The sequence below is a fragment of the Streptomyces sp. NPDC042201 genome (assembly GCF_055582185.1).
The window spans coordinates 133547-156540 of the sequence record NZ_JBVJDS010000013.1 but is presented as its reverse complement, the minus strand read 5'-3'; the positions used below and the strand labels follow the sequence as shown (position 1 = coordinate 156540).

The following is a 22994-nucleotide window of genomic DNA, read 5'->3' as shown; positions in this document are numbered from 1 at the left end:
ATGCCGGTAGTGATGGTGACGGGGACCGGGACGGAGATCGGCAAGACCGTCGTCACGGCGGCGCTCGCCGCGGCGGCGCTCGCGCGGGGACGTACGGTCGCGGTGCTCAAGCCGGCGCAGACGGGGCTCGCCCCCGGCGAGGCGGGCGACGTGGCCGTGGTGGCACGGCTGGCGGGGAAGGTCACCGCAGTCGAACTCGCGCGGTTCCCCGACCCGTTGGCGCCCGCGACCGCCGCCCGGCGGGCCGGGGCGGCGGCGGTACGGCCCGAGGAGGTGGCCGTCGCGGCCGAGAAGCTGGCCGCCGAGCACGATCTGGTGCTGGTCGAGGGCGCGGGCGGACTGCTCGTACGGTTCGACGAGGCGGGCGGGACACTCGCGGACGCGGCGCGGCTGCTGCGGGCTCCGGTGCTGGTGGTGGCGCCGGCCGGGCTCGGCACGCTGAACGCGACCGCGCTGACCGCCGAGGCGCTGCGCGCCAGACAGCTCGATCCACTCGGCGTGGTTGTCGGCAGCTGGCCTGCCGCACCGGATCTGGCGGCGCGGTGCAATCTGGCGGATCTGCCGGAGGTGGCGGGGGCGCCGCTGCTCGGCGCCGTACCGGAGGGCGCGGGCGCGCTGCCGCCCGCGGAGTTCCGGGCGCGGGCGGCGTCATGGCTGGCGCCGCGGCTGGCGGGGCGATGGGACGCGGCCTCGTTCAGCGCGGAGTTCGCAGCGGATGCGGGGACGCGGCCGGCCGTGGGGTGAGCGCTGTCCGCGTCGCGGTGCTCACGCCCGCTCGACGATCATCTTCCCCACGTTCTCGCCGCGCAGCATGCCCAGGAACGCGTCCACGATCGACGCGCGCCCGTCGAGGCGGAGGACGACGGAGCGGTGCTCTCGATGGTGGGCAGCGGTCTCGGCATGGCGATCATGCCGATGCTCTCGCTGACCGGAGCACCGCCGTCGGTCCGGATCACCTCGCTCGGCCGGGGGCGGCCTTCGCGGTCCGTCGGTTACGTCACCGCTGCCGGGCCGGCGGGCACGGCCGCGGTGCGCGCGCTCATCAGAGAAATCCGCCGGCTTCGGACTCTTCCCGCGTCATCCGGAGATCACAGGATGGAGCCCGGGCTGTAGCCCGCGGCCTCGGGGTGCTGCTTCACGATCTCGTCGACGCGGGCGACGACCGTGGCGATCTGATCCTCCGCCGCGCCCGTGAAGGACAGCTTGTCCGCCATCAGCGCGTCCAGTTGGGCGCGGTCGAGGGGCATACGGTCGTCCGCGGCCAGCCGGTCCAGCAGTTCATTGCGCTCGGCGCCCTGCTCGCGCATGGCCAGGGCCGAGGCCACCGCGTGCTCCTTGATGACCTCGTGCGCCGCCTCGCGGCCCACCCCGGCGCGTACCGCGCCCATCAGCACCTTGGTCGTCGCGAGGAACGGCAGATAGCGGTCCAGCTCGCGCGCCACGACCGCGGGGAACGCGCCGAACTCGTCAAGGACCGTCAGGAACGTCTCCAGCAGCCCGTCGAACGCGAAGAACGCGTCCGGCAGCGCCACCCGGCGGACGACGGAGCACGAGACATCGCCCTCGTTCCACTGGTCGCCCGCCAGCTCGCCGGTCATCGACGCGTAGCCGCGCAGGATCACCATGAGGCCGTTGACGCGCTCGCAGGACCGGGTGTTCATCTTGTGCGGCATGGCGGAGGAGCCGACCTGGCCGGGCTTGAAGCCCTCGGTGACCAGTTCGTGCCCGGCCATCAGCCGGATCGTCTTCGCGACCGAGGACGGCGCGGCCGCCAGTTGCACCAGCGCCGTCACCACGTCGTAGTCCAGCGAGCGCGGATACACCTGGCCGACCGAGGTGAAGGCCTGCGCGAAGCCCAGATGGCCCGCGATGCGCCGCTCGAGCTCCGCCAGCTTCGCGGTGTCCCCGCCGAGCAGGTCGAGCATGTCCTGCGCGGTGCCGACCGGGCCCTTGATGCCGCGCAGCGGGTAGCGGCCGAGCAGGTCCTCCAGCCGTCCGTACGCCACGAGCAGCTCGTCGGCGGCCGTCGCGAACCGCTTGCCGAGGGTGGTGGCCTGGGCGGCAACATTGTGCGAGCGGCCGGCCATGACCAGCTCGCCGTACTCGCCGGCGAGCTTCGCGAGGCGCGCGAGCACCGCGACCGTACGGTCCCGCGTCAGCTCCAGCGAGAGCCGGATCTGGAGCTGCTCGACGTTCTCCGTCAGGTCACGGGACGTCATGCCCTTGTGCACCTGCTCATGGCCGGCGAGCGCGTTGAACTCCTCGATCCGCGCCTTCACATCGTGCCGGGTGACCTTCTCGCGCTCCGCGATCGACGCCAGGTCGACCTGGTCGAGCACGCGCTCGTAGTCGGCGAGGGCGGTCCGCGGCACCTCGATCCCGAGGTCCTGCTGCGCCCGCAGTACGGCCAGCCACAGCTGGCGCTCCAGCTTCACCTTCTGCTCGGGGGACCACAGCAGGGCCAGCTCCGCCGAGGCGTAGCGGCCGGCAAGGACATTGGGGATGCGAGGCTTCGCAGACACGGCAGTCACGTGAGCTGATTCTACTGGCGGTTTGTGCAGGTCGGCGCCGCGGCCCGGTTTGTGGCTTGCTACGAGAGACCCGGGGCTTGCTACGAGAGACCCGGCGGGGCGGAGTCCGGGCCCGGCGCCGTGAGAGGCGGCGTCCGGTACGGCAGCAGCTCGGGACGCTTGGCCGGACGGCCGTCCCCGGAGGAGCGCCCGGTGACGCGGCGCATGACCCACGGCCCCAGATGCTGGCGCGCGAACCGTATGTCGCTCGTGCGCCGCATCACCCACCGGACGGGCGCGGCCTGCGGCAGCTCCGCGCGCCAGTCGTCCTCCGCCTCCAGGCCCAGCGCCTGCCAGACGGCCTCGGCGACCCGGTGGTGGCCCTCCGCGGTCAGATGCAGCCGGTCCACGTCCCACAGCCGCTGGTCGCCCAGCACCGTCGCCCCGTACAGATCGACGACCAGGGCGCCGTGCCGCTGGGCCAGGTCGTCGACGAAGGTGAACAGCTCCTCCATCCGCGGCCGGAAGCGCTCCATGACCGGACCGCTGCGGCCGGGACTGCGCATCAGGACCAGCTTTCCGCAGGACGGCGCGAGGCGCTCCACGGCCTCTTCGAGCAGCCCGCGCACCCTCCCCATGTCGCACTTCGGCCGGAGCGTGTCATTGAGTCCGCCGACCAGCGTCACCACGTCCGGCGCCATCGCCGCGGCGACATCCACCTGTTCCTCGACGATCTGGCCGATGAGCTTGCCGCGTACGGCGAGATTCGCGTACCGGAACCCGGGGGTGCGGGCGGCGAGACGGGCGGCGAGCAGATCCGCCCAGCCGCGGTACGAGCCGTCGGGAAGGAGGTCGGACATGCCTTCGGTGAAGGAGTCACCGACCGCGACGAAACTGGTGTAGTTGGCATTCATCTCCATGGCGGAGCGATCGTACCGCGCGGTACGCAGGCGTCCCGAGGGAGCCCCGGCACCGCCGTCACGCGTGCCTGCCCACCAGCTCGCGCAGGACGTCCTCCATCGTCACCAGGCCTTCGAGCCTGCCGTCCTCGTCCTCGGCCGCGGCCAGATGGGTACGGCTGCGGCGCATCGCGGTCAGCACGTCGTCCATCGGTGTCGTGACCCGCACCCGCGCGACGGCGCGCATGGCCGCCACCGCGAACGGCACATCGCGCGGCAGGGCGTCCAGCGCGTCCTTCACATGGAGGTAGCCGAGGATCCGCCGTGAGGCGTCGACCACCGGGAAGCGGGAGAAGCCGGACTCGGCGGCAAGCCCTTCCAGCTCCTCGGGGGTGACCCCGGGCCGCGCGAAGACCACCCGCTCCAGCGGCATCACCACATCGCTCACCGGCCGGCGCCCCAGCTCCAGCGCGTCGTGCAGCCGCTCGGCCGCGCGGTCGTCGAGCAGCCCGGCGTGGCCCGCGTCCGTGACCAGTCGGGCCAGTTCGTCGTCGGAGAAGGTGGCGGACACCTCGTCCCTGGTCTCCACCCGGAGCAGTTTCAGCAGGGCGTTGGCGAAGGCGTTGACCGTGAAGATCACCGGCCGCAGCCCCCGGGCCAGTCCCACCAGCGGCGGACCGAGCAGCAGCGCGGCCCGGGCGGGTCCGGCCAGGGCGACGTTCTTCGGCACCATCTCGCCCAGCAGCATGTGCAGATACGTCGCCAGGACGAGCGCGATGACGAACGAGATCGGATGCACCAGACCCTGCGCCACGCCGACCGCGTGGAAGAGGGGCTCCAGCAGATGCGCGATGGCGGGCTCGGCGACGATACCGAGCACCAGCGTGCAGAGCGTGATGCCCAGCTGCGCCGCCGCCAGCAGCGCCGACACATGCTCAAGACCCCAGATGACACTGCGCGCCCGCCGGTTCCCGGCCTGCGCCTCCGGCTCGATCTGGCTGCGGCGTACGGAGATCAGCGCGAACTCGGCCGCGACGAAGAAGGCGTTGACGACGAGCGTCAGCAGGCCGATGAACAGCTGGACGGCGGTGATCATCCGCTCTCCTCGGTGTCCACAGTGTCCTCGGCGGCCTCGGCGGCCGGGCGGGGCGCGCGCAGCAGCAGACGGGCGGCGCGCCGGCCGGTGGCATCCGTGACATCGAGCCGCCAGCCGTCCAGTTCGACGACGTCGCCCTCGGCCGGGATCCGGCCCAGCTCGGCGGCGACGAGCCCGGCGAGCGTCTCGTACGGCCCCTCGGGCATCCGCAGTCCGACGGCCTCCAGCTGGTCGGCGCGTGCGGCGCCGTCCGCCGACCAGAGCGCCCTGCCCTCCGCGTCCTCGCCCAGCGGGGCCAGGTCGGGGGTCTCGTGCGGGTCGTGCTCGTCGCGTACCTCGCCGACGACCTCCTCCACGATGTCCTCCAGCGTCACCACCCCCGCCGTCCCGCCGTACTCGTCGATGACGACGGCCATCGTGGTGCCGCCGGAAAGACGGTCGAGGAGCTTGTCCACGGTCAGGCTCTCCGGCACCAGCAGCGGCTCCCGCAGCAGCTCGGCCACCGGGAACCGGGGCCGGCGCTCCGCCGGGACCGCCAGCACGTCCTTGATGTGCGCCACGCCGACGACCGAGTCGAGGCTGCCCCGGTAGACGGGGAAGCGCGAGAGGCCGGTGGCGCGGGTGGCGTTGGCGACATCCTCCGCCGTGGCCCGCACGTCGAGGGCCATGAGCTGCACCCGCGGGGTCATCACGTTCTCCGCGGTCAGCGCGGCCAGACTCAGGGTCCGTACGAACAGCTCGGCGGTGTCCGCCTCCAGCGCGCCCTTCTGCGCGGAGTGCCGGGCCAGGGCGACGAGCTCCTGCGGGCTGCGGGCGGAGGCCAGCTCCTCGGTGGGCTCCAGGCCGAAGCCGCGCACGATGCGGTTCGCGGTGTTGTTCAGATGGCTGATGAACGGGCGGAAGGCCAGGGTGAAGTACCGCTGCGGGGTGGCCACCACCTTGGCGACGGCCAGCGGCGAGGAGATCGCCCAGTTCTTCGGGACCAGCTCGCCCACGACCATCAGGACGAGGGTCGACAGGGCCGTACCGATGACCAGGGCCACCGAGGAGGCCGCGGAGGGGGAGAGGCCCACGGCCTCGACCGGCCCGCGGATCAGCTTGCCGACGGACGGCTCGGCGAGCATGCCGACGACCAGATTGGTCACGGTGATACCGAGCTGGGCGCCGGAGAGCTGGAAGGTGAGACTGCGCACAGCCTTCAGGGCGCCCGCGGCGCCCCGCTCCCCTCGCTCGACGGCCCGTTCGAGATCGCCGCGCTCGACGGTGGTGAGCGAGAATTCCGCCGCGACGAAGGCCCCGCAGGCGAGGGCGAGCAGCACCGCCACGAGGAGCAGAAGCACTTCGGTCATCGGTTCACCTCCGTCCCATGATCGGTCAGCGGGAGAAGGACCGCGCGACGGCTCGACGGCCCGGCCCGCCCGGCGGCCCGTGGGGAGCCTCAGCCGTCCAGCGGCTTGACCCAGCGGGTCCACTGCGGCTGCGGACCGTATCCGGCCGCCCGCCAGGTGTGCTGAGCGCGCTCGTTGCGGTCGAGCACCATCGCGTCGCCGCGTCGCCCGCCCAGGCGTACGAAGCGCTCCTCGGCGGCCGCGAGCAGCGCCCCGCCGATGCCCAGGCGCCGCTGGTCAGGACGCACGGCGAGCCGGTAGAGATGGCAGCGCCAGCCGTCGAACCCGGCGATCACCGTGCCGGCGAGCGCGCCGCCCCGCTCCGCGAGGATCAGCGCCCCGGGATCGCGGGCCACCAGCCGCTCGACGCCGTCGCGGTCGTCCGTGATGCTGGTCCCTTCGGCGGCGGCCTTCCAGAAGGCGAGCACCGCGTCGAGGTCGGCCGGCGACGCGGCCCGTATCCGGAGATCGTCCATGCCCGGATCCCATCACCGGCCGCCGTGCCCCGTCGAACGGATTCCGCGATGCGGTCAGCTGCCGCGCAGCTCCTCGATCACCGGACCGAAAGCCTCCATGAACGGGTCGAGGACAGTCAGGTAGCTGAAACCGAACCGCTCCCGCCGCTCCCGCAGCTGGTCGGCGATCTGCCGTACGGTGCCCACGGCGATCACCGGAACTTCCAGGATCTGGTCCTCGGTCAGATGCGGAGCCATCGGGCGCAGCTCCCGTACCGCCGCCCGCCGGTCCTGGGTGACCGTCACCATCTGGAGCAGCAGATTCAGCTCCGCCGGGGCCGGCCGGCCGGCTTCGAAGCCCCGGTACGCCGTGACCCGCCCGTCCAGTTCCTCGGCGGTGAGCACCCGTACACCGTCCGGTGTGACCCGGGCCCCGGTGAAGGCGGTGATCTCCGCGTGCTCGGCGGCCAGCCGCAGCACCCGGTCACCGTTCCCCCCGATCAGCAGCGGCGGCCGCGGCAGCTGCGCCGGCCGGGGGACATGTGCCTCGTCGCCGAGCAGCCGGTCCAGTTCCCCGACCATGCGCGTGAGCAGATCGACCCGTTCGCGCGGCGGGAGGAACTCCAGACCGGCCCGTTCGTGCTCTTCCTGTACGTAACCGGTGCCGAGCCCGACCTCCAGCCGCCCTTCGGTCAGCGTGTCCGTGGTCGCGATCTCGCGGGCGAGCAGCGCGGGGTTCCAGAAGGCGGTGTTGAGCACGAACGTCCCGAGGCGTGGCCGCCCGGTCGCCTCCGCCGCGGCCACCAGGGCCGGGAACGGCGCGGGCATCCCCAGGTGGTCCGGCACCTGGATCACGTCGAAGCCGAGGTCCTCGGCCCGTCTGCACCGCTTGCGCCACTCCGGGCCGGCGGCGGGCGTCAGCATGTTCACAGCGAACCGGAAGGGGCGTGGCATGGAGTCTCTCCTTCTCTTCGTGTGTCCCGGCCTCTTCGGGAGTCCCGGCCTGTGCGGGTGTCCCGGCTCTCGGGTGTCCCGGCGGGCAACCACTTGTCCGCGCTAGCACTGACGCGCTAGCTTGGTGGGGTGGCCAAGACTCAGCTGAACGTACGCGTGGACGAGACCACCGCGGAGGCCGCTCGCCGACAAGCCTCTCAGCGCGGGGTGAGCGTGAACCGCTATATCGAGGAACTCGTCCAGCAGGACACGGGCGAGGCCGGACGTACCTTCGTCGAGTCCGCCGCCGACTTCATGAAGCAGTACGCATCGGTCTTCGTCGAGGAGTTCGGCGCGGAGCGCGAAGGCGCGCGTTGACCTTGCGGATCGAACTGGCCTGGCTCCTGATGGTCGCCGAGCACCACACACCCGGAGACCCGCAGGTCACCGACTGGGGCGCGCTTGTCGCCGCCGTCAGCCGCCATGACGCGGAGATATTCGGCACCCCCGTCTACAGCGACCCGCACGCCCGCGCCGCCGCCCTGCTGCACCTGCTGCTCCACGTGCCGGCCCTGGAGCGCTCCAACGCGATGTACGCCTCCGCCGTGGCGTACGGCTATCTCGTCGCGAGCGGGCTGAAGGTCGTCACCTCGCCCGAGCAGGTCCGGGATCTGGCCAAGCTGGTCAAGGGCGGCACGGCCGACGTCCGGGCCATCGCCGAGGAGCTGCGCGGCTGGAGCCTCTGAGCCGCGGCCTCCGACGGGACACCCGGCGAGGCGGGTCGCTACGGCGGGTCTGTCTCCGTGACCGCGGCGACGAGCCGCGACCGCCGCTCCCCGCCCTCGCCCGCCACGCCCACCGCGAGCCAGCGGCCCTCGATCCGCCACAGGTGGAGATACCGGAGCCCTTCGCTCAGCTCGCGCCAGGGCTCCGGTATCTCCTCACCCTCGCCGCCCCGGACGTGGACGCTCCACAGGCTGATGTACTGCGGCTCCCCGAAACGGGCGGAGAGGATCTCCGTCAGCGCGGTGTGCTCCGCGGCGCACTGATCGGCGTCCTCGATCAGGCGCGCGACGTCCTCGTCCCCGCCGTCGTACCGGAAGCCGTCACTTCGGGGCAGCTCGGCGAGGTGGTAGCCCGGTCCGCTCGTGCCCACCTCGGAGGGGCCGCGCTCCGCCGGGAACGCGCGGACACGCAGCAGCTCGATGACGGCGAGGTGCTGTGCGGTGGTCATCGACTCAGTAAACCCTCGGGGACTGACAATTGGCTGCCCGTCAGGTGAGTACGGTGCGGTGCCACTGCCCCGTTCCGACTCCTCGTGCGGTCGCCCAGGCGTCACAGCCTAATAAGGCGGGCGTGCTCGCCACTCGCCGCACCGCCAACCACCGAGTAGCATCCGCCAGACACGCGCACGACCGGGAGGACATACCGTGGGGCGGCTGACCGGCGGAGACCCTTCGCTCCTGCGGCGGATCAACTCAGCGGTGCTCCTGCACTCCCTGCGCGGCGCCGGCTCCCTCACGCTCACGGATCTGACCCGGGTCACGGGTCTGTCCAGGCCGACGGTCGAGGGCGTGGTGGAAGGGCTCATGGTGGCCGGCCTGGTCGTCGAGTCCGCTCCGGAGGAGGGCGAGGCCCGTAAACAGGGCCGCCCGGCGCGGAGATTCCGGTTCCGGGCCGAGGCCGGGCATCTGCTGGGCATCGAGATCGGGCCGCACCGGGTGGCCGCGCTGCTCTCCGGGCTGGACGGCCGGATCATCGGCGCCGGGTCGCGGGAGGTCTCGGAGACGGCCGACGCGGACGAACGCCTGGAGCGGGTCAGGCTCGCCGTGGCCGATGTGCTGCGGCGCGCGGGGGTGGCGCGCAGCTCCCTGCGGGCGGTGGGGGTGGGCAGCCCCGGGATCGTGGAGGCCGACGGGACCGTACGGCTGGGCACCGCGCTGCCGCAGTGGACGGGCCTGGCACTCGGTGAGCGGCTGCGCCGCTCGTTCCGATGTCCGGTGCTGGTGGAGAACGACGCCAACGCGGCGGCCGTGGCCGAGCACTGGAAGGGCGCGGCCACCGACTCCGACGACATCGTCTTCGTCCTGGCGGGGCTGAGTCCCGGGGCGGGCGCCCTGATCGGCGGGCGGCTGCACCGCGGCTTCGGCGGGGCGGCCGGCGAGATCGGCGCGCTGCATCTGCTGGGCCGCGATGTGACACCGGAGAAGCTGCTGTCAACGACGGACGAACCCCTCCATCCACTCGACGAGCAGGCGGTGGCCAAGGTCTTCGCACACGCCCGGGAGGGCGATGTGCGCGCCCAGGAGGCCGTTGAGCGCTTCATCCAGCGGCTGGTGCACGATGTGGCGGCGCTGGTGCTGGCGCTGGACCCGGAGCTGGTGGTCGTCGGCGGCTGGGCAGCCGGACTCGACGGCGTACTGGATCCGCTGCGCGACGAACTCTCCCGCTACTGTCTGCGCCCGCCCCGGGTGGCGCTCTCGCTGCTCGGCGAGGCGGCGGTGGCCACCGGGGCGCTGCGGCTGGCTCTCGACCATGTCGAGGAGCAGCTGTTCGCGGTGGAGGGAACGGTGACGGCCCGCCGCTGAGCGACGGGCCGTACGGTACGGGCAAGCGTGCGGAAGGCCAAGCTTCAGGAAGCCCGGCGCTCCTCCGGCTGGTCGCTGATCTCCAGGTCGCCGGAGTCCCCGAAGGTGAGCCGGCAGGTGTCGGCGCGGTAGGTGGCCACCGAGACGGCGGCGGTACGGCCCTCCACGACATAGCGCGTCGTCACCACGAGGACGGGGGCGCCCGGGAGCCGGTCCAGCTCCTTCGCGTCGTCGGCGCGCGCCGAGCCCAGCTCCACCGCGCGGTCCTGGCCGTCGAGGCCGAGGCGCTGCAGCTCACGCAGGACGCTGCGGGCGCGCGCGGGTCCGGACGGCGCGTCGATGGCCGACAGCTCGGGCACCGACGAGGACGGTACGTAGAGCAGCTCGGCCGCCACGGACTGCCCCTGGGTGACGCGGATCCTGCGGACGGTGTGGACCTCTTCGGCGGCGTCCGTCTCCAGCAGCCTGGCCACCGCGACGGGCGCGGGCGCCAGGGCGCAGTCGAGGGGCTGCCAGGTGTCCTGGGCGGCGCCCGGCCATTCGTGCTGGGGCGTGGAGACGTCCACGCCCACGCGCGGCGGGGCGACGGTCGTGCCGACACCGCGGCGGCGCTGCAGCCTGCCTTCCAGCTCCAGCTGTTCCAGAGCCTGCCGGAGCGTGGCGCGGGCGACCCCGAAACGGGCCGCCAGGTCACGCTCGTTGGGCAGGACCTCCCCCACCGCGAAGTCGGAGTCGAGCGCTTCGCCGAGCACGGTCCTGAGGTGCCAGTACTTAGGCTCCGGCACTGATTCGAGCTGCGTGGTCCCCACCCTGATCCTCCGCAATCGCCGTGTCCTCGGCGGGTTTTACGTGCCCTTGTTTATTAAAGGTTCCTGCACTAACAGCGACGATAGGACGGCTCATCCCGTTGGTCAAGACCAATCCTCTGCCGTTACCGAGAGAAAGCACACTCCGACGCAGGGTGTTCACAGGACGTTCGTACACCGCCGGGGCGCGCGCGGCACGGAGCCCCGCGTCCGGGGCGGCGGACGGGGGCTCTGGGGCACAAACGGTCAGTGCGCGGACACTCCACCGAGCTTGTCCGGGTTGCGGACGAGGTGGATGCACTGCACCCGGCCGTCCCTGATCTCCAGCTGAAGGACGAGATCCGGCGCTCCGCCCACGCTGACCAGCACTGCGGGAGCGCCGTTGATCTCCATGACCTCGAAGGTGTACTGCGCGATGTCGCCGGCGACGGCGAAGAGGAAGCGGCCCACCTTGTCGGCGCCGTCGATGATCCGCAGGGGCGCCTTGGACTTGCCGCCGCTGTCGCCGACCAGCCGGACGTCCGGCGCCAGCAGGGAGAGCAGCGCTTCGAGATCGCCGCCGCCCGCCGCGGCGAGGAACCGCTCGGTGAGAGCGCGGCGTTCGGCCGGGTCGACGTCGTAGCGGGGTTTGCGTTCCTCGACATGGCGGCGGGCCCGGCCCGCGAGCTGCCGTACCGCCGCCTCGCTGCGGTCGAGCGTGACGGCGATCTCGCCGAACGGGAAGCCGAAGGCCTCCCGCAGCACGAACACCGCGCGCTCCAGCGGCGAGAGCGATTCGAGCACGACCAGCACGGCGAGCGAGACCGATTCGGCCAGCACGGCGCACTCGGCCGTGTCGGGGACGGCGGGCCCGAAGTCGGTGACGATCGGCTCGGGAAGCCAGGGGCCGACATAGGCCTCGCGCCGCGTCTGCGCCTGGCGCAGCCGGTCGATGGCGAGCCGGGTGGTGATCCGTACGAGATACGCGCGCGGCTCGCGGATGTCCGTACGCGCGTCGGCGCTCCAGCGCAGCCAGGCGTCCTGCACCACGTCCTCGGCGTCGGCGATCCGGCCGAGCATGCGGTAGGCCACACCCGTCAGTACGGTCCTGTGCGCTTCGAAGGCGTCGGTGCTCGCGGTGTCGGTTGCCACGTTCCCATCCCAGCCGACGGCCCGACGGAGGTCCAGGCGATATCCGTGCGGCGCCGGACACAACCGGCCGGGCCGCGCCGGAGCGTGGAACCGGACGCGGCTGTTCACGCGGGGTTCGCGCGATGGCCGCCGCCGGGCGTTAGGCATGGCACGACACCCACGGCACACCTGCCCAGGAGACCCCTCGATGTCACACAGCTCCGAGAACACCTCAGGCCGGTCACCGGCCGCCGGCGTCCCCCAATCCCCCGCCCGTCGCAGTGTGCTGCGCGGCTCGCTCGCCGCCTCGGCCGCGCTGGCCCTGCCCGGCGCCGCTTTCGCGGCCGCCGCCCCCGCGCAGGCCCTGTCGGGTCGGCCGCGGGCCGCCTGGGGCGTCCAGACCGGCGATGTCACCTCCTCGTCGGGGCTGGTGTGGGTACGGTCCGACCGGCCCGCCCGCATGATTGTGGAGACCTCGGCCACCGAATCGTTCCGCCGCGCCCGTAGTTGGCACGGTCCGCTGCTCGGCCCCGGCACCGACTTCACCGGGACGGTCCCGCTGCGCGGACTGGCCGCCGGCGAGCAGGTGCACTACCGGGTGACACTGGCCGATCCCGAAGATCCCCGCCGTACGGGCGAGCCGGTGTACGGCACCTTCCGCACGGCGCCGGCGCGGCGCGGACAGGATGTGCGGTTCCTCTGGTCGGGCGACATCGCCGGGCAGGGCTGGGGCATCAACCCGGACATCGGCGGCCACCGCGTCTACGACGAGATGCGCCGGCTCAACCCGGACTTCTTCCTGTGCAGCGGCGACACGATCTACGCGGACGGGGTGATCGAGCCGAGCGTGACGCTGCCCGACGGCCGGGTCTGGCGCAACGTCACCACCGAGGAGAAGTCGAAGGTCGCGGAGACCCTCGCCGAGTACCGGGGCAACTTCCGGTACAACCTGCTCGACGCACACGTACGGCGCTTCAACTCCGAGGTCCCTTCGATCACCCAGTGGGACGACCACGAGGTGCGCAACAACTGGTACCCGGGCCAGATCCTGGACGACGACCGCTACACCGAGAAGAACGTGGACGTACTGGCCGCCCGCTCGGCTCAGGCGTTCCATGAGTACTTCCCCATCTCGGCCCCGCACGCGCGCGGTGCGGACCGGCGTATCCACCGGGTCGTGAACCACGGCCCGCTGCTCGATGTGTTCGTCCTCGACATGCGAACGTTCCGCAACGCCAACTCCCCCGGCCGGCAGGCCGACGACGTCAACGGCATCCTGGGCGCCGAGCAGCTCCAGTGGCTCAAGCGCGAGTTGTCGCGCTCGCGCGCGGTGTGGAAGGTGATCGCCGCCGATATGCCGATCGGTCTCGTCGTGCCGGACGGTACGACGAACATCGAGGCCGTCGCGCAGGGCGATCCGGGCGCTCCGCTCGGCCGGGAGCTCCAGATCGCCGATCTGCTGCGGTACATCAAGCACCAGCGGATCACCGGCACGCTGTGGCTGACGGCGGACGTCCACCACACCTCGGCGCAGCACTACACGCCCGAGCTGGCCGCCTTCAAGGACTTCGCGCCTTTCTGGGAGTTCGTCTCGGGGCCGATCGCGGCGGGCCAGTTCCCGGCCAGCGCGCTGGACGGCACGTTCGGCCCCGACCGGGTCTTCGTGAAAGCTCCTCAGGGATCCAATCTCTCGCCGATGGAGACGCCGCCGCTCTTCGGCGAGGTGGACATCGACGGTGGCAGCGGGGAGCTGACGGTCCGGCTGCGGGCGCAGGGCGGCACGGTGCTGTTCACCAAGGTGCTCCGGCCGGGGAAGGTCGGGCAGTAGGAGCCCGAAGTCGATTGTCAGTGCCTGGATCTAACGTCTTTTTCATGACGCGATCCGTACAGGCGCTTGCCTATTCACGTCCGTCCGCCCTGGAGAACACGCGGGGCGGACGGCTGCTCGGTCTGGAGACCTCGGGCGGGCTGACACCCGCCGGAGCCGAGGCGCATCCGCGCTTCTTCGCCGGATTTCTGTCGTCGCCGCGCGCGGCCGCCCGGGGGCTGCTCGCCGTCGCGGACGTGGCGGGCGCGCGCTACTACCAGCGGGTGCTGGCGGCGTCGCTCGACCCGGTGGTGACGGGGAACGGGGACCGGCTGCGCTTCGAGTCGTTCTCCGGCTGCTGCGGGGTGTACGCGCGTCTCGATGTGCTGCGGGAGGGACTCGACGGCGCCGGGACGGGACATGGCACGACCAATGTGGATGTGAACAATCCGCTGCGCGAGGCCCTGTCACGGATGACGGCCGACGATCCGCTGCATCTGCGGGTGGGCCCCGACGAGTTGACGGTCACCACCCTGGACGGCCCGGTGGTGGAGAAGAAGGTTCCGCTGCCGGACCGCTGGCTGCGCGGCTTCGCGGAGGCGCAGGTGGTCTCCGCCGGATTCGACCTGCGGGCCGAGCTGACCGCGGCGGAGGCCGTCCGCTTCCTGCGCTCGCTGCCGCGCGGTTCCGGCAACGCCTCCCGTGGGGCGATGTGGGTCGTACCCGCGGGGAGAACGCTGCGGCCGACCACCAGGCCGGTGCCGGGCGCTGTCTGTCTGCCGGGCCCCGAGCGGCTGGTGGCGTTGCAGCGGGTGCTGCGGGACGCGACGGCGCTGCGGGTGTACGGGCCGGTGGCCGACGGAGCCGCGGCGGCGAGCGCCTGGGAGGTGGTGCTGCCGGGGATGCGGCTCACCCTCACGCTGTCGCCCGACGCGGCGCGCGGATTCTCCGGCGAGGGCGGGGTGCTGGAGGCGCTGGCCACCGAAGAGGCCGCGGGGGACGCCGAGCTGGTGTCCGTACTGCTGGCGTGGGAGCCACGGATCGATCCGGTGGAGCTGGCCGCGGAGGCGGGGCTGACGGTGGAGCGGGTCCGGGCGGCGCTGACCCGGCTGGGGACGGCGGGCCGGGTCGGCTACGACATCGCGGACGCGGGGTACTTCCACCGGGAGCTGCCGTACGACGCGCGGCGCGTGGAGCGGCACAATCCGCGGCTGGTCTCGGCCCGCGCCCTGCTCTCCTCGGGCGCCGTGGCGCTGGACGGCGAACTGGCCTCCGTGGCCTCGGGCGAGCGGCGCTATCAGGTGCGGGAGACGGGCGGGGTGCTGAGCTGCACCTGCCGTTGGTGGGCCGACTACCGGGGACGACGCGGGCCGTGCAAGCACGCGCTGGCCGTCCGGATGGCCCGGCGCGAGGCCGTTCTGACCGCCGGAGGTGCCCGATGAGCGAGTTGCTCGACGGTGTACGGGCCGGTCGTGTCGAGAGTGTTCCCGGGCTGGTCGAGCCGCTGACGGCGGCGGACCGCAAGGAGGCGCTGGCCGCGCTGAAGGCGCTGCGCACGGAGCTGCGCGGGTGGCCGTGGGGCCGGTGGCGGGAGCGTGGGCAGATCCAGCGGGCGCTGGTCGTGGCGGGCGCCGGCTGCCATACGGGGGCGGCGGCGACCGCGGCCTGGCTGGGCGCCCGCGATCTGCGGGAGGGTTCCCGGCTGCCGCACGTCCTGCTGCTCGACCTTCTCTCGGACCGCGAGCCGGCCTGGCTCGGCGATGTCGCCCACCGGCTCGCGGGCCGGGCGTCGACCGCGGAGCTCGACTACCCGTTCATCTCGGGGCTGGTCCGGCTGTCGGGTTGTCCCGCGCCGGCCACGGACGGATACGTGCACGGCTGGGTCGACGCGGCGGCGCCGCGCGACGGGCTCCTCGCCTCGCTGCGCGAGGATCCGCAGGTGCGGGTCATGGTCCCGCGGCTCTTCGGGACGGCCGAACTGCCGCGTCCGCTGGCCTGGTACAACGACCCCGCCGAGCCGCACCACTGGCCGTCGGTGCTCACCGCCCTGGCCGAGGAGGGGGTGGTGGAGCGGCGGCTGCTCGTGGACTCCTCCGTCGCGCGCCTGCTGCGCGGCGGTGTGCCGGGCGATCTGGTCTTCTTCCTGAATCTGCTGGACTGGCTGGCGCTGACCCCGGACGAGGAGCGGGAGCACATCTCCGACTGGATCGCCATGGCGTCGGACGGGACCTCGCAGGTCGCCGGTCACGCGCAGGGGGTGCTCGCCCGGCTCGCCGTGTCCGGCGCCCTGCCCGCGCGGAGCCTCGCGGACATGTCGCGGTCCGTGCTCTTCCGCTCCGAGAAGAAGCTCGTCCGGGCCCAACTGGTGCTGCTGGGCAAGGTCCTGCGCGCGGACAGCGGCTCCGCGGGCGAGCTGCTGCCTGCGGTCGCCGAGGCGTTCGGACACGAGGACACGGGTGTCCAGGAACGGGCGCTGAAGCTGGTGGCCCGGCACCTGTCCACCGTGGAGAGCGGCCTGCGGTCGGAGCTGGCCGCCGCGGCCGCGCTGTTGAGCCCCGTCCACCGGGCTCGGGCCACCGAGGTCTTCGGCGAACTGCCGGCGGAGCCCGATCCCGGCCCGTACGAGGAGTTCCTGCCGCCCGCGCCGGAGCCGGTGCGTCTGGAGCCGGCCCCGGCGACCCTGGCCGAACTGGTCGAGGAAGTGTCGGCGCTGGTCATCGCGGGCGGCGACATGCCGACGTTCGAGCGGACGCTCGACGGTCTGGTCCGCCACGCCCACCGGGACAGGACGGCGCTGGCCGACGCGCTGCGCGACGCGTTGGCGGACCGCTGGTGGCTGGACGACACGGCCGCGCACCACCGTGACGAGCGGTTCTCCCGGTTGACCCGGGGTGTGGAAGTGGTGGCCGCGTCGGTGCTCGGCAAGGTCTCCGAGCGGATGCTGTCGCAGGCGAACGCGCGCGGGACGGCGTCGAGTTCCTGTGCGCACTCCGCGCTGAACGGGGTGATCGACGCACGGCTGTGGGAGGCCGCTCATCTGGTGCGCGCGAAGCCCGTCCCCTTCCTGCTCGCCACCCCGACCTGGAGCACCGGCGCGCTGGACCCCGAGGTCCTGGTGGAGCGGCTGGCCGAATACCAGCGCCTGCGCGCCACCCCGGCTCCGGTCGACTTCGCCCAGGCCCTGCTGCGTGTACGGCGCGGCCGGCACCCGGAGACGGCGCGCGCCGCCGCGGCGCTCGGCACCCCCGAAGCCGACCGGCTCGCCGCCTGGCTCATCGAGGAGGGGACCGCGCTCCCCGCGCTTGGACGTACCGGGGCGGCCGGGGCGGCCGGGGCATCGGAGCCGACCGAGCAGTCTGAGCAGGCCGAACAGATCGAACGGTCCGAGCCGTCCGGGGCCGGCCGCTGGTGGCCGCGTTCCCGGACAAAGGCGCAGCGGCTGCTGGCCGAGAGGAGAGAACGGCTCGTCATCCACCGGGAGTTCCCCCGTGCGTTCCAATGGCTGGGCCGTACGGAGATCCGTACCCGCTCGCACTGCTACCACTGGGGCGGGGAGCTGACCAGAAGCTGGCCGGCCGTGCTGCCGGAGGACCGGGACACGCTCGCCGCCTGGCTGCTGCCCGAGGTGGTGGGCTGCGCGGAGCACGACCAGCGGGCCGGGGCCTGGTGGCTGCCGCTCCTCGCCGAGAGCGGCGGTCCCGCGGGGCTCGCGCTGCACCGGGCGCTGGCGTACGGTCTGGGCGCCCGGCACCCGGAGGACCGGCTGTCGGCCGTGGACGCCCTGCTGGTGCTCGCCGCCCGTGGCGACCTGGACGGATCGCTGCTGGGCCAGGAGCTGGCCACCCTGGTGGACTCGGGTCCTGTCAAACTGAACCGGCTGGCCGACTCGGCCCGTACGGCCGCCGCCACCGGTGCGTATGGCACGGTCTGGTCCGTGCTGCGCGCCGCGCTGCCCGCCCTGTTGGCCCCGGGGGCCGCGCGCGCCGGGACGGCACGACCCGGTCTCGGGGAGATCCTGTCCGTGGCCGCCGAGTGTGTGGAGCGGTGCGGTGCGGCGGAGGAGATATCCGGTCTGCCGGAGGTGGCCGGACGCGGCGGTGCCTCGCGGGTGACCGCGCAGGCGGCCCGGCTACTGGCCGCATTGCGCTCCGAAAGCGATCAGTCCAAGCCAAAATTGACGTGAGACGCCCCAAAAGGGAACAGATCCATACTTAACCCATCAGTCACAAACCGTTCGTGATCACGCAACACCATTCGGTCAGAGTGAGGTCATGACTGATGTGACATCTGCGAAGAGTGTCCGCCGTCCGCACCACTGGCGGCGGGATCTTGTCGAACTGGCCGCCCTGTTCACCGCTGTGGCCGTCGCCGACGCCCTGGCGAACATGATCGCGCACGGACCCGACGGGGCTTTTCTGCTGGTCGCGTCGGCCGTGGCGCTCGCCGCCACGGCCGCGTTCCACACCTGGTGGGCACGCAGGCACAGTCAAGCCCCACCCACGCCCGGCGCCGGCGGGACCACCGCCGGCGCCGTGACCTCGCCCGATCCGGGGGTACGGGAAGGGCGAGGGGCGGCGGAGACCACGCTCTGGCGGATGCGGACCACCGTGCGGGACGAGCCGGGGAGTCTGGCCGCGCTGTGCACGGCGTTCGCGGCGCACCGCGTGGACATCCTCACCCTGCAGACCCATCCGCTGGCCGACGGCACGGTCGACGAGTTCCTGCTGCGCGCCCCGGCCTCGCTCCAGGCGAAGGACCTCACCCGTGAGGTCTCGGCCGCGGGCGGCAGCAGTACGTGGATCGAGCGCGCCGACACACACGACCTGGTGGACACCCCGACCCGGGTGCTCGGCCTCGCCACCCGTACCGCCCTGGACGCGGCGGAACTGCCTCTCGCGCTGCGCCAGCTGCTCGGCCGCTGCACGATCCACTCCCGGCCCGCCGTCTCCGTCACCGGGCGTGTCACCGGCGAGACCGCGCCCGTCGAAGGCGTCCTGGACGGCACATCGATGCGGCTGCGCGATCCGAACGGCGGCAGCATCACCGTCGAGCGTCCCTATCTCCCCTTCACCCCCACCGAGTTCGCCCGGGCCCGCGCCCTGGTCGAGCTGGACGCCCGGCTCGGCCCGCGCATCCCCCGCAGCCAGGACGTGCTCACCCTCCCGCAGGGTGAGGAGATCACCGTCCGCCGCGCCGACCCCGACGATCTCGACGCGGCCCTCGCCCTGCACCGCCGCTGCTCCGACCGCACGCTCGGGCTGCGCTACCACGGCCCGGTGGGCGACGCCGACCGCTACCTCAACCACCTGCTCAGCCCGCGCTTCGGCCGTACCCTCACGGTCGAGACGGCCTCCGGCCGCCTGGTCGCCCTCGGTCATCTGCTCTGGGACGGCGACGAGACCGAGGTCGCCCTGATCGTCGAGGACGCCTGGCAGCGGCGCGGGATCGGCTCCGAGCTGCTGGGGCGGCTCGTCGCGCTCGCCGTCGAGGCCCGCTGCGGCAGCGTCTACGCCGTCACCCAGGCGTCCAACACGGGCATGGTCGCGGCCATGCGCGGCCTCGGCCTGCCACTCGACTACCAGATCGACGAGGGCACGCTCGTCATCACGGCCCGGCTGGACCGGACGGCCGCGGGGACGCCGGCTCCGTACGGGGACGCCGTACTGCTCGATCATGAGCAGGCCGAGTCCTAGGCGAGTCATTCCGAAGTCCCGTCTGCCCGGCGGCGCCCAGCACGCACGCTCGCGGCGTTGCCGAAATGCCCTAGTAGCTCCGCTACGAGGACACCTCGGCGCCTTGCGACCGCACGCACCGGACACCGCCGGGCCCGCCCTCCGGGCGGGCGACGCTACTTCGGAACAACTCGTCCAGGCGTCGTCACCACCGCGCGGCCGGCGTGGGCGGGCCGCTCACCCAGTGCCCCGTCCAGATCCCGCCAGAGATCCTCGACGTCCTCCAGACCGACCGACATCCGCAGCAGCCGGTCGCTGATTCCGGCGGACCGCCGGTCTCCTTCCGCCACGATGCGGTGGCTGATGGAGGCCGGGTGCTGGATGAGTGAGTCGACGCTGCCCAGACTGACCGCCGGGGTGATCAGCCGTACGCCGGCGGTCACCCGGTGCGGATCTCCGTGCACCTCGAAGGCGATCATCGCCCCGCCCAGCCGCGGGTAGTGGACCCGGGCGATCCGCGGATCGGCGGTCAGCCTGCGGGCCAGTTCCGCCGCGGTCTCCGACGCGGCCCTGATCCGTACGGGCAGCGTGGACAGACCGCGCAGCAGCAGATAGCCGGCCATCGGATGCAGGACGCCCCCGGTCGCGAACCGGACCTGGCGCAGCTTTCTCGCGAACTCCTCGTCGCACGCCACCACCCCGCCCAGCACATCGCCGTGGCCGCCCAGATATTTGGTCGCGCTGTGCAGGACGAGCCGCGCGCCGTGCTCCCTGGGCCGCTGGAGCACGGGGGTGGCGAAGGTGCTGTCGACCAGCAGCGGCACCGATCCGCACCCGTGCGCCAGGGCCCGGATGTCGACCTCCGCCAGGGTCGGATTGGCCGGCGTCTCGACCATCACCAGCCCGGTGTCCGGGCGGATCGCCTCCTCGACCCCGGCCGGGTCGGTCCAGGTCACTTCCGTACCGAGCAGCCCGGCGGTCAGCAGATGGTCACTGCATCCGTAGAGCGGACGCACCGCGACCACATGGCGCAGGCCCATGCTCGCGCGCACGAGCAGTACGGCGGTGAGCGCGGCCATTCCGCTGGCGAAGGCCACCGCGCTCTCGGTCCCTTCGAGCCGGGCGAGCGCCGTCTCGAAGCGGGCCGTGGTCGGATTGTCCAGCCGCGCGTAGACGGGCGGTCCGGCCGGCCGTGCGCCGGTGGTGGCGAACTCGTCGATGCGCGCCGCCTCCGCCCGGGTGTCGTACGAGGGGTAGGTGGTGGACAGATCGAGAGGCGGGGCGTGTACGCCGAGGCTCGCGAGATCGTCGCGTCCCGCGTGCACGGCTTCGGTGGCCAGGGCCCGGATGGGAGCCTCGGTCGGACCGTCGAAGTCTGTAATGTCCATGACCTCACTCTGAACACCCGGCGGCCTGTGTGGGCAAAGTGCCGTGCTACGTTCGGCCGATGGCCGAATCTGTCGTGCTGGACGCGATCGATCTGCACATATTGCGCCTGCTGCAGAACGACGCACGGACCACCTACCGGGAGATCGCCGCCGAGGTCGGCGTGGCGCCCTCGACCTGCCTGGACCGGGTGGCCAGGCTGCGCAGGTCCGGGGTGATCCTCGGGCAGCGGCTGCGCCTCGATCCGGCCAAACTCGGCCGTGGTCTGGAGGCCCTGCTCTCGGTCCAGGTCCGGCCGCACCGCCGGGAGCTGATCGCTCCGTTCGTGGAGCGGATCCGGACGCTCCCCGAGTCGCGGGCGCTGTTCCATCTCACCGGCCCCGACGACTATCTGGTGCATGTGGCGGTGGCGGACACGTCCGACCTCCAGCGTCTGGTGCTGGACGAGTTCACCTCACGGCCCGAAGTCGCCCGCGTCGAGACCCGGTTGATCTTCCAGGAGTGGGACTGCGGTCCGCTGATGCCGCCTTCGTCGGCCAATCCGACCGGCGCGCGCGAAACAAAGATGTGACGTGAGGGGCAGTCTTGGAGAGGATGGCCCGCATGTCAGCCACAGCCGGCAGCGCGCTGCCCCGCCAGGTCGCCGACGCCTACGTCGACGCACTCATCGAACTCGATCCGATCACCGGCACCTTTCTGGGGGTCGCGGAATGCTCCCGCCGCCTCCCCGACTTCTCCCCGGCCGGGCAGCAGGCTCTTGCCGACCTCGGCCGCGCGACCCTCGCCCGGCTCGACCGGGCCGAGGCGCTGCCGGGCGCGGACAGCGATGCCGAGCGGCGCTGCGGCCGGCTGCTGCGTGAGCGCCTCACGGCCGAACTCGCCGTCCATGACGCCGAGGAGGGGCTGCGCGCGGTCAGCAATATCCACTCGCCCGCACACCACATCCGCGATGTCTTCACCGTGACACCGACCGACACGGACGAGGACTGGTCGGCCGTCGCCGAGCGGCTGCGGGCCGTACCCGCCGCGCTGGCGGGATTCCGCTCCTCGCTGGAGCTGGGTCTCGAACGCAAGCTGCCGGGCGGCCCCCGTCCCACCGAGACGTTCATCGGCCAGCTGACGGACTGGGCGGGCGAGGACCGCGGCTGGTTCGAGGAGTTCGCCTCGGCCGGCCCGGACTCGCTCCGTGCGGAACTGGACAGCGCCGCTGGTGAGGCCACCGCGGCCGTCGCGGAGCTGCGCGACTGGATGCGTGAGGTGTACGCGCCCGCCGTCGAGGACGCGCCCGACACCGTGGGCCGGGAGCGGTACGCCCGCTTCTCGCGCTACTACAACGGCACCGACCTCGATCTGGACGAGGCGTACGCGTACGGCTGGTCCGAATACCACCGGCTGCTCGCCGAGATGAAGACCGAGGCCGGCAAGATCCTTCCGGGCGCCGGCCCATGGGAGGCGCTCGCCCATCTCGATGAGCACGGGGAGCACATCGAGGGCGTCGACAACGTCAGGGACTGGCTGCAGAACCTGATGGACGAGGCCATCGAGGCGCTGGACGGCACCCACTTCGAACTCGCCGAGCGGGTACGGCGGGTGGAGTCCAGGATCGCCCCGCCCGGCGGCCCCGCCGCCCCGTACTACACCGGTCCTTCCGAGGACTTCTCGCGCCCCGGCCGCACCTGGCTGCCGACCATGGGCGACACCCGCTTCCCGGTGTACGACCTGGTGTCGACCTGGTACCACGAGGGTGTCCCCGGCCACCATCTGCAGATCGCGCAGTGGACGCATGTCGCCGACCGGCTCTCCCGCTACCAGGCCTCGGTCGGCCAGGTCAGCGCCAACGCGGAGGGCTGGGCGCTCTACGCGGAGCGGCTCATGGACGAGCTGGGCTTCCTGCCGGACGCGGAGCGCAGGCTCGGCTATCTGGACGCGCAGATGATGCGTGCCTGCCGGGTGATCGTGGACATCGGTATGCATCTGGAGCTGGAGATCCCGGCGGACTCGCCGTTCCACCCGGGCGAGCACTGGACCCCCGAGCTGGCGCAGGAGTTCTTCGGCAACCACAGCGGCCGCCCCGCGGACTTCGTGGAGAGCGAGCTGACCCGCTATCTGTCGATGCCGGCGCAGGCGATCGGCTACAAGCTGGGCGAGCGCGCCTGGCTGCTCGGCCGGGAGAACGCCCGCAAGGCGCACGGCGACGCCTTCGACGCGAAGGCGTGGCACATGGCCGCGCTCTCGCAGGGCTCGCTGGGTCTTGACGATCTGGTGGACGAGCTGTCGAAGCTCTGACCGGCGGACAAGCATGACCGGGGCCGGGCTCGGCCGAGAGGCGCGAGCCCGGCCCCGG

Annotated in this window: 20 protein-coding genes and 1 pseudogene; 11 read left to right on the top strand and 10 right to left on the bottom strand. The window is 72.5% G+C overall.

Annotation, left to right across the window (positions count from 1 at the left end; translation table 11 throughout):
• Both bioD and ACZ6MZ_RS28340 read left to right on the top strand, forming a co-directional pair.
• Positions 1-744, top strand: a complete 744-nt coding sequence (gene bioD / locus ACZ6MZ_RS28345; protein ID WP_469355165.1) for a dethiobiotin synthase — start codon at positions 1-3, stop codon at positions 742-744.
• A 96-nt stretch (positions 745-840) separates the two neighbouring features.
• Positions 841-1113: pseudogene (locus ACZ6MZ_RS28340) on the top strand (LysR family transcriptional regulator); the annotation flags it as partial.
• On the opposite strand, the gene purB reads toward ACZ6MZ_RS28340, so the two are convergent.
• From purB to ACZ6MZ_RS28310, 6 genes are all read right to left on the bottom strand, one after another.
• Positions 1089-2531: an adenylosuccinate lyase gene (purB, locus tag ACZ6MZ_RS28335; RefSeq protein WP_384180649.1), complete on the bottom strand. Its 1443-nt coding sequence runs from the start codon at positions 2529-2531 to the stop codon at positions 1089-1091. The pseudogene ACZ6MZ_RS28340 and the gene purB sit on opposite strands and share 25 nt — an antisense overlap.
• An 80-nt stretch (positions 2532-2611) precedes the next feature.
• On the bottom strand, positions 2612-3430 hold the full coding sequence (locus tag ACZ6MZ_RS28330; RefSeq protein ID WP_469355163.1) for an SGNH/GDSL hydrolase family protein: 819 nt from the start codon (positions 3428-3430) through the stop codon (positions 2612-2614).
• 58 nt (positions 3431-3488) lie between these two features.
• Complete coding sequence (locus ACZ6MZ_RS28325; protein WP_469355221.1) at positions 3489-4502, bottom strand: hemolysin family protein; 1014 nt, start codon at positions 4500-4502, stop codon at positions 3489-3491.
• Positions 4502-5854 carry a hemolysin family protein gene (locus tag ACZ6MZ_RS28320; protein WP_469355161.1) on the bottom strand — a complete coding sequence of 451 codons (1353 nt, stop codon included), beginning with the start codon at positions 5852-5854 and terminating at the stop codon, positions 4502-4504. The genes ACZ6MZ_RS28325 and ACZ6MZ_RS28320 overlap by 1 nt, the downstream gene beginning before the upstream one ends.
• Before the next feature lie 89 nt (positions 5855-5943).
• Positions 5944-6369, bottom strand: coding sequence for a GNAT family N-acetyltransferase (locus tag ACZ6MZ_RS28315; protein ID WP_469355159.1), 426 nt, complete (start codon positions 6367-6369; stop codon positions 5944-5946).
• 54 nt (positions 6370-6423) lie between these two features.
• A complete protein-coding gene (locus ACZ6MZ_RS28310) occupies positions 6424-7302 on the bottom strand; it encodes an LLM class F420-dependent oxidoreductase (RefSeq protein WP_469355157.1) in 879 nt (292 codons plus the stop codon).
• A 129-nt stretch (positions 7303-7431) separates the two neighbouring features.
• Between ACZ6MZ_RS28310 and ACZ6MZ_RS28305 the strand changes: the two genes are divergently transcribed.
• Together ACZ6MZ_RS28305 and ACZ6MZ_RS28300 are read left to right on the top strand one after the other, a co-directional pair.
• Positions 7432-7659, top strand: coding sequence for a toxin-antitoxin system HicB family antitoxin (locus tag ACZ6MZ_RS28305; protein ID WP_384180659.1), 228 nt, complete (start codon positions 7432-7434; stop codon positions 7657-7659).
• On the top strand, positions 7656-8027 hold the full coding sequence (locus ACZ6MZ_RS28300; RefSeq protein ID WP_386878900.1) for a fic family toxin-antitoxin system, toxin component: 372 nt from the start codon (positions 7656-7658) through the stop codon (positions 8025-8027). Before ACZ6MZ_RS28305 ends, ACZ6MZ_RS28300 begins: the two co-directional genes overlap by 4 nt.
• A 38-nt stretch (positions 8028-8065) precedes the next feature.
• Here ACZ6MZ_RS28300 and ACZ6MZ_RS28295 read toward each other — a convergent pair whose 3' ends face one another.
• A complete protein-coding gene (locus tag ACZ6MZ_RS28295) occupies positions 8066-8515 on the bottom strand; it encodes a hypothetical protein (protein WP_469355155.1) in 450 nt (149 codons plus the stop codon).
• A 196-nt stretch (positions 8516-8711) separates the two neighbouring features.
• Here ACZ6MZ_RS28295 and ACZ6MZ_RS28290 point away from each other — a divergent pair, with 196 nt between their 5' ends.
• Positions 8712-9869 (top strand): ROK family protein, encoded by a 1158-nt coding sequence (locus ACZ6MZ_RS28290; protein ID WP_384180665.1) that lies wholly within the window; start codon positions 8712-8714, stop codon positions 9867-9869.
• 44 nt (positions 9870-9913) lie between these two features.
• On the opposite strand, the gene ACZ6MZ_RS28285 is transcribed toward ACZ6MZ_RS28290, so the two are convergent.
• Together ACZ6MZ_RS28285 and sigJ are read right to left on the bottom strand one after the other, a co-directional pair.
• Positions 9914-10678, bottom strand: coding sequence for a GntR family transcriptional regulator (locus ACZ6MZ_RS28285; protein ID WP_384180667.1), 765 nt, complete (start codon positions 10676-10678; stop codon positions 9914-9916).
• A gap of 243 nt (positions 10679-10921) precedes the next feature.
• On the bottom strand, positions 10922-11806 hold the full coding sequence (gene sigJ / locus ACZ6MZ_RS28280; protein WP_469355152.1) for an RNA polymerase sigma factor SigJ: 885 nt from the start codon (positions 11804-11806) through the stop codon (positions 10922-10924).
• Between the two features lie 187 nt (positions 11807-11993).
• On the opposite strand from sigJ, the gene ACZ6MZ_RS28275 reads away from it, so the two are divergent.
• The 4 genes from ACZ6MZ_RS28275 to ACZ6MZ_RS28260 all read left to right on the top strand — a co-directional run bounded on the left by ACZ6MZ_RS28275 (position 11994) and on the right by ACZ6MZ_RS28260 (position 19285).
• Complete coding sequence (locus ACZ6MZ_RS28275; RefSeq protein WP_469355150.1) at positions 11994-13613, top strand: alkaline phosphatase D family protein; 1620 nt, start codon at positions 11994-11996, stop codon at positions 13611-13613.
• Positions 13614-13657: 44 nt separating this feature from the next.
• Positions 13658-15034: an SWIM zinc finger family protein gene (locus tag ACZ6MZ_RS28270; protein ID WP_469355148.1), complete on the top strand. Its 1377-nt coding sequence runs from the start codon at positions 13658-13660 to the stop codon at positions 15032-15034.
• Complete coding sequence (locus ACZ6MZ_RS28265; protein WP_469355146.1) at positions 15031-17775, top strand: DUF7824 domain-containing protein; 2745 nt, start codon at positions 15031-15033, stop codon at positions 17773-17775. The genes ACZ6MZ_RS28270 and ACZ6MZ_RS28265 overlap by 4 nt, the downstream gene beginning before the upstream one ends.
• 88 nt (positions 17776-17863) lie before the next feature.
• Positions 17864-19285, top strand: coding sequence for a GNAT family N-acetyltransferase (locus tag ACZ6MZ_RS28260; protein ID WP_469355144.1), 1422 nt, complete (start codon positions 17864-17866; stop codon positions 19283-19285).
• Positions 19286-19440: 155 nt separating this feature from the next.
• Here ACZ6MZ_RS28260 and ACZ6MZ_RS28255 read toward each other — a convergent pair whose 3' ends face one another.
• Positions 19441-20652 (bottom strand): trans-sulfuration enzyme family protein, encoded by a 1212-nt coding sequence (locus ACZ6MZ_RS28255; protein WP_389790944.1) that lies wholly within the window; start codon positions 20650-20652, stop codon positions 19441-19443.
• A 59-nt stretch (positions 20653-20711) separates the two neighbouring features.
• On the opposite strand from ACZ6MZ_RS28255, the gene ACZ6MZ_RS28250 reads away from it, so the two are divergent.
• Complete coding sequence (locus ACZ6MZ_RS28250; RefSeq protein ID WP_384180679.1) at positions 20712-21221, top strand: Lrp/AsnC family transcriptional regulator; 510 nt, start codon at positions 20712-20714, stop codon at positions 21219-21221.
• A 32-nt stretch (positions 21222-21253) separates the two neighbouring features.
• A complete protein-coding gene (locus tag ACZ6MZ_RS28245; protein WP_384180680.1) occupies positions 21254-22936 on the top strand; it encodes a DUF885 domain-containing protein in 1683 nt (560 codons plus the stop codon).
• Positions 22937-22994 lie beyond the last annotated feature (58 nt).

Coding starts and splice junctions, on each gene's coding strand:
- bioD (WP_469355165.1), top strand. CDS start 1: ATGCCGGTAGTGATGGTGACGGGGACCGGGACGGAGATCGGCAAGACC.
- ACZ6MZ_RS28330 (WP_469355163.1), bottom strand. CDS start 3,430: ATGGAGATGAATGCCAACTACACCAGTTTCGTCGCGGTCGGTGACTCC.
- ACZ6MZ_RS28320 (WP_469355161.1), bottom strand. CDS start 5,854: ATGACCGAAGTGCTTCTGCTCCTCGTGGCGGTGCTGCTCGCCCTCGCC.
- ACZ6MZ_RS28315 (WP_469355159.1), bottom strand. CDS start 6,369: ATGGACGATCTCCGGATACGGGCCGCGTCGCCGGCCGACCTCGACGCG.
- ACZ6MZ_RS28310 (WP_469355157.1), bottom strand. CDS start 7,302: ATGCCACGCCCCTTCCGGTTCGCTGTGAACATGCTGACGCCCGCCGCC.
- ACZ6MZ_RS28295 (WP_469355155.1), bottom strand. CDS start 8,515: ATGACCACCGCACAGCACCTCGCCGTCATCGAGCTGCTGCGTGTCCGC.
- ACZ6MZ_RS28275 (WP_469355150.1), top strand. CDS start 11,994: ATGTCACACAGCTCCGAGAACACCTCAGGCCGGTCACCGGCCGCCGGC.
- ACZ6MZ_RS28270 (WP_469355148.1), top strand. CDS start 13,658: ATGACGCGATCCGTACAGGCGCTTGCCTATTCACGTCCGTCCGCCCTG.
- ACZ6MZ_RS28265 (WP_469355146.1), top strand. CDS start 15,031: ATGAGCGAGTTGCTCGACGGTGTACGGGCCGGTCGTGTCGAGAGTGTT.
- ACZ6MZ_RS28260 (WP_469355144.1), top strand. CDS start 17,864: ATGACTGATGTGACATCTGCGAAGAGTGTCCGCCGTCCGCACCACTGG.
- ACZ6MZ_RS28255 (WP_389790944.1), bottom strand. CDS start 20,652: ATGGACATTACAGACTTCGACGGTCCGACCGAGGCTCCCATCCGGGCC.
- ACZ6MZ_RS28250 (WP_384180679.1), top strand. CDS start 20,712: ATGGCCGAATCTGTCGTGCTGGACGCGATCGATCTGCACATATTGCGC.
- ACZ6MZ_RS28245 (WP_384180680.1), top strand. CDS start 21,254: ATGTCAGCCACAGCCGGCAGCGCGCTGCCCCGCCAGGTCGCCGACGCC.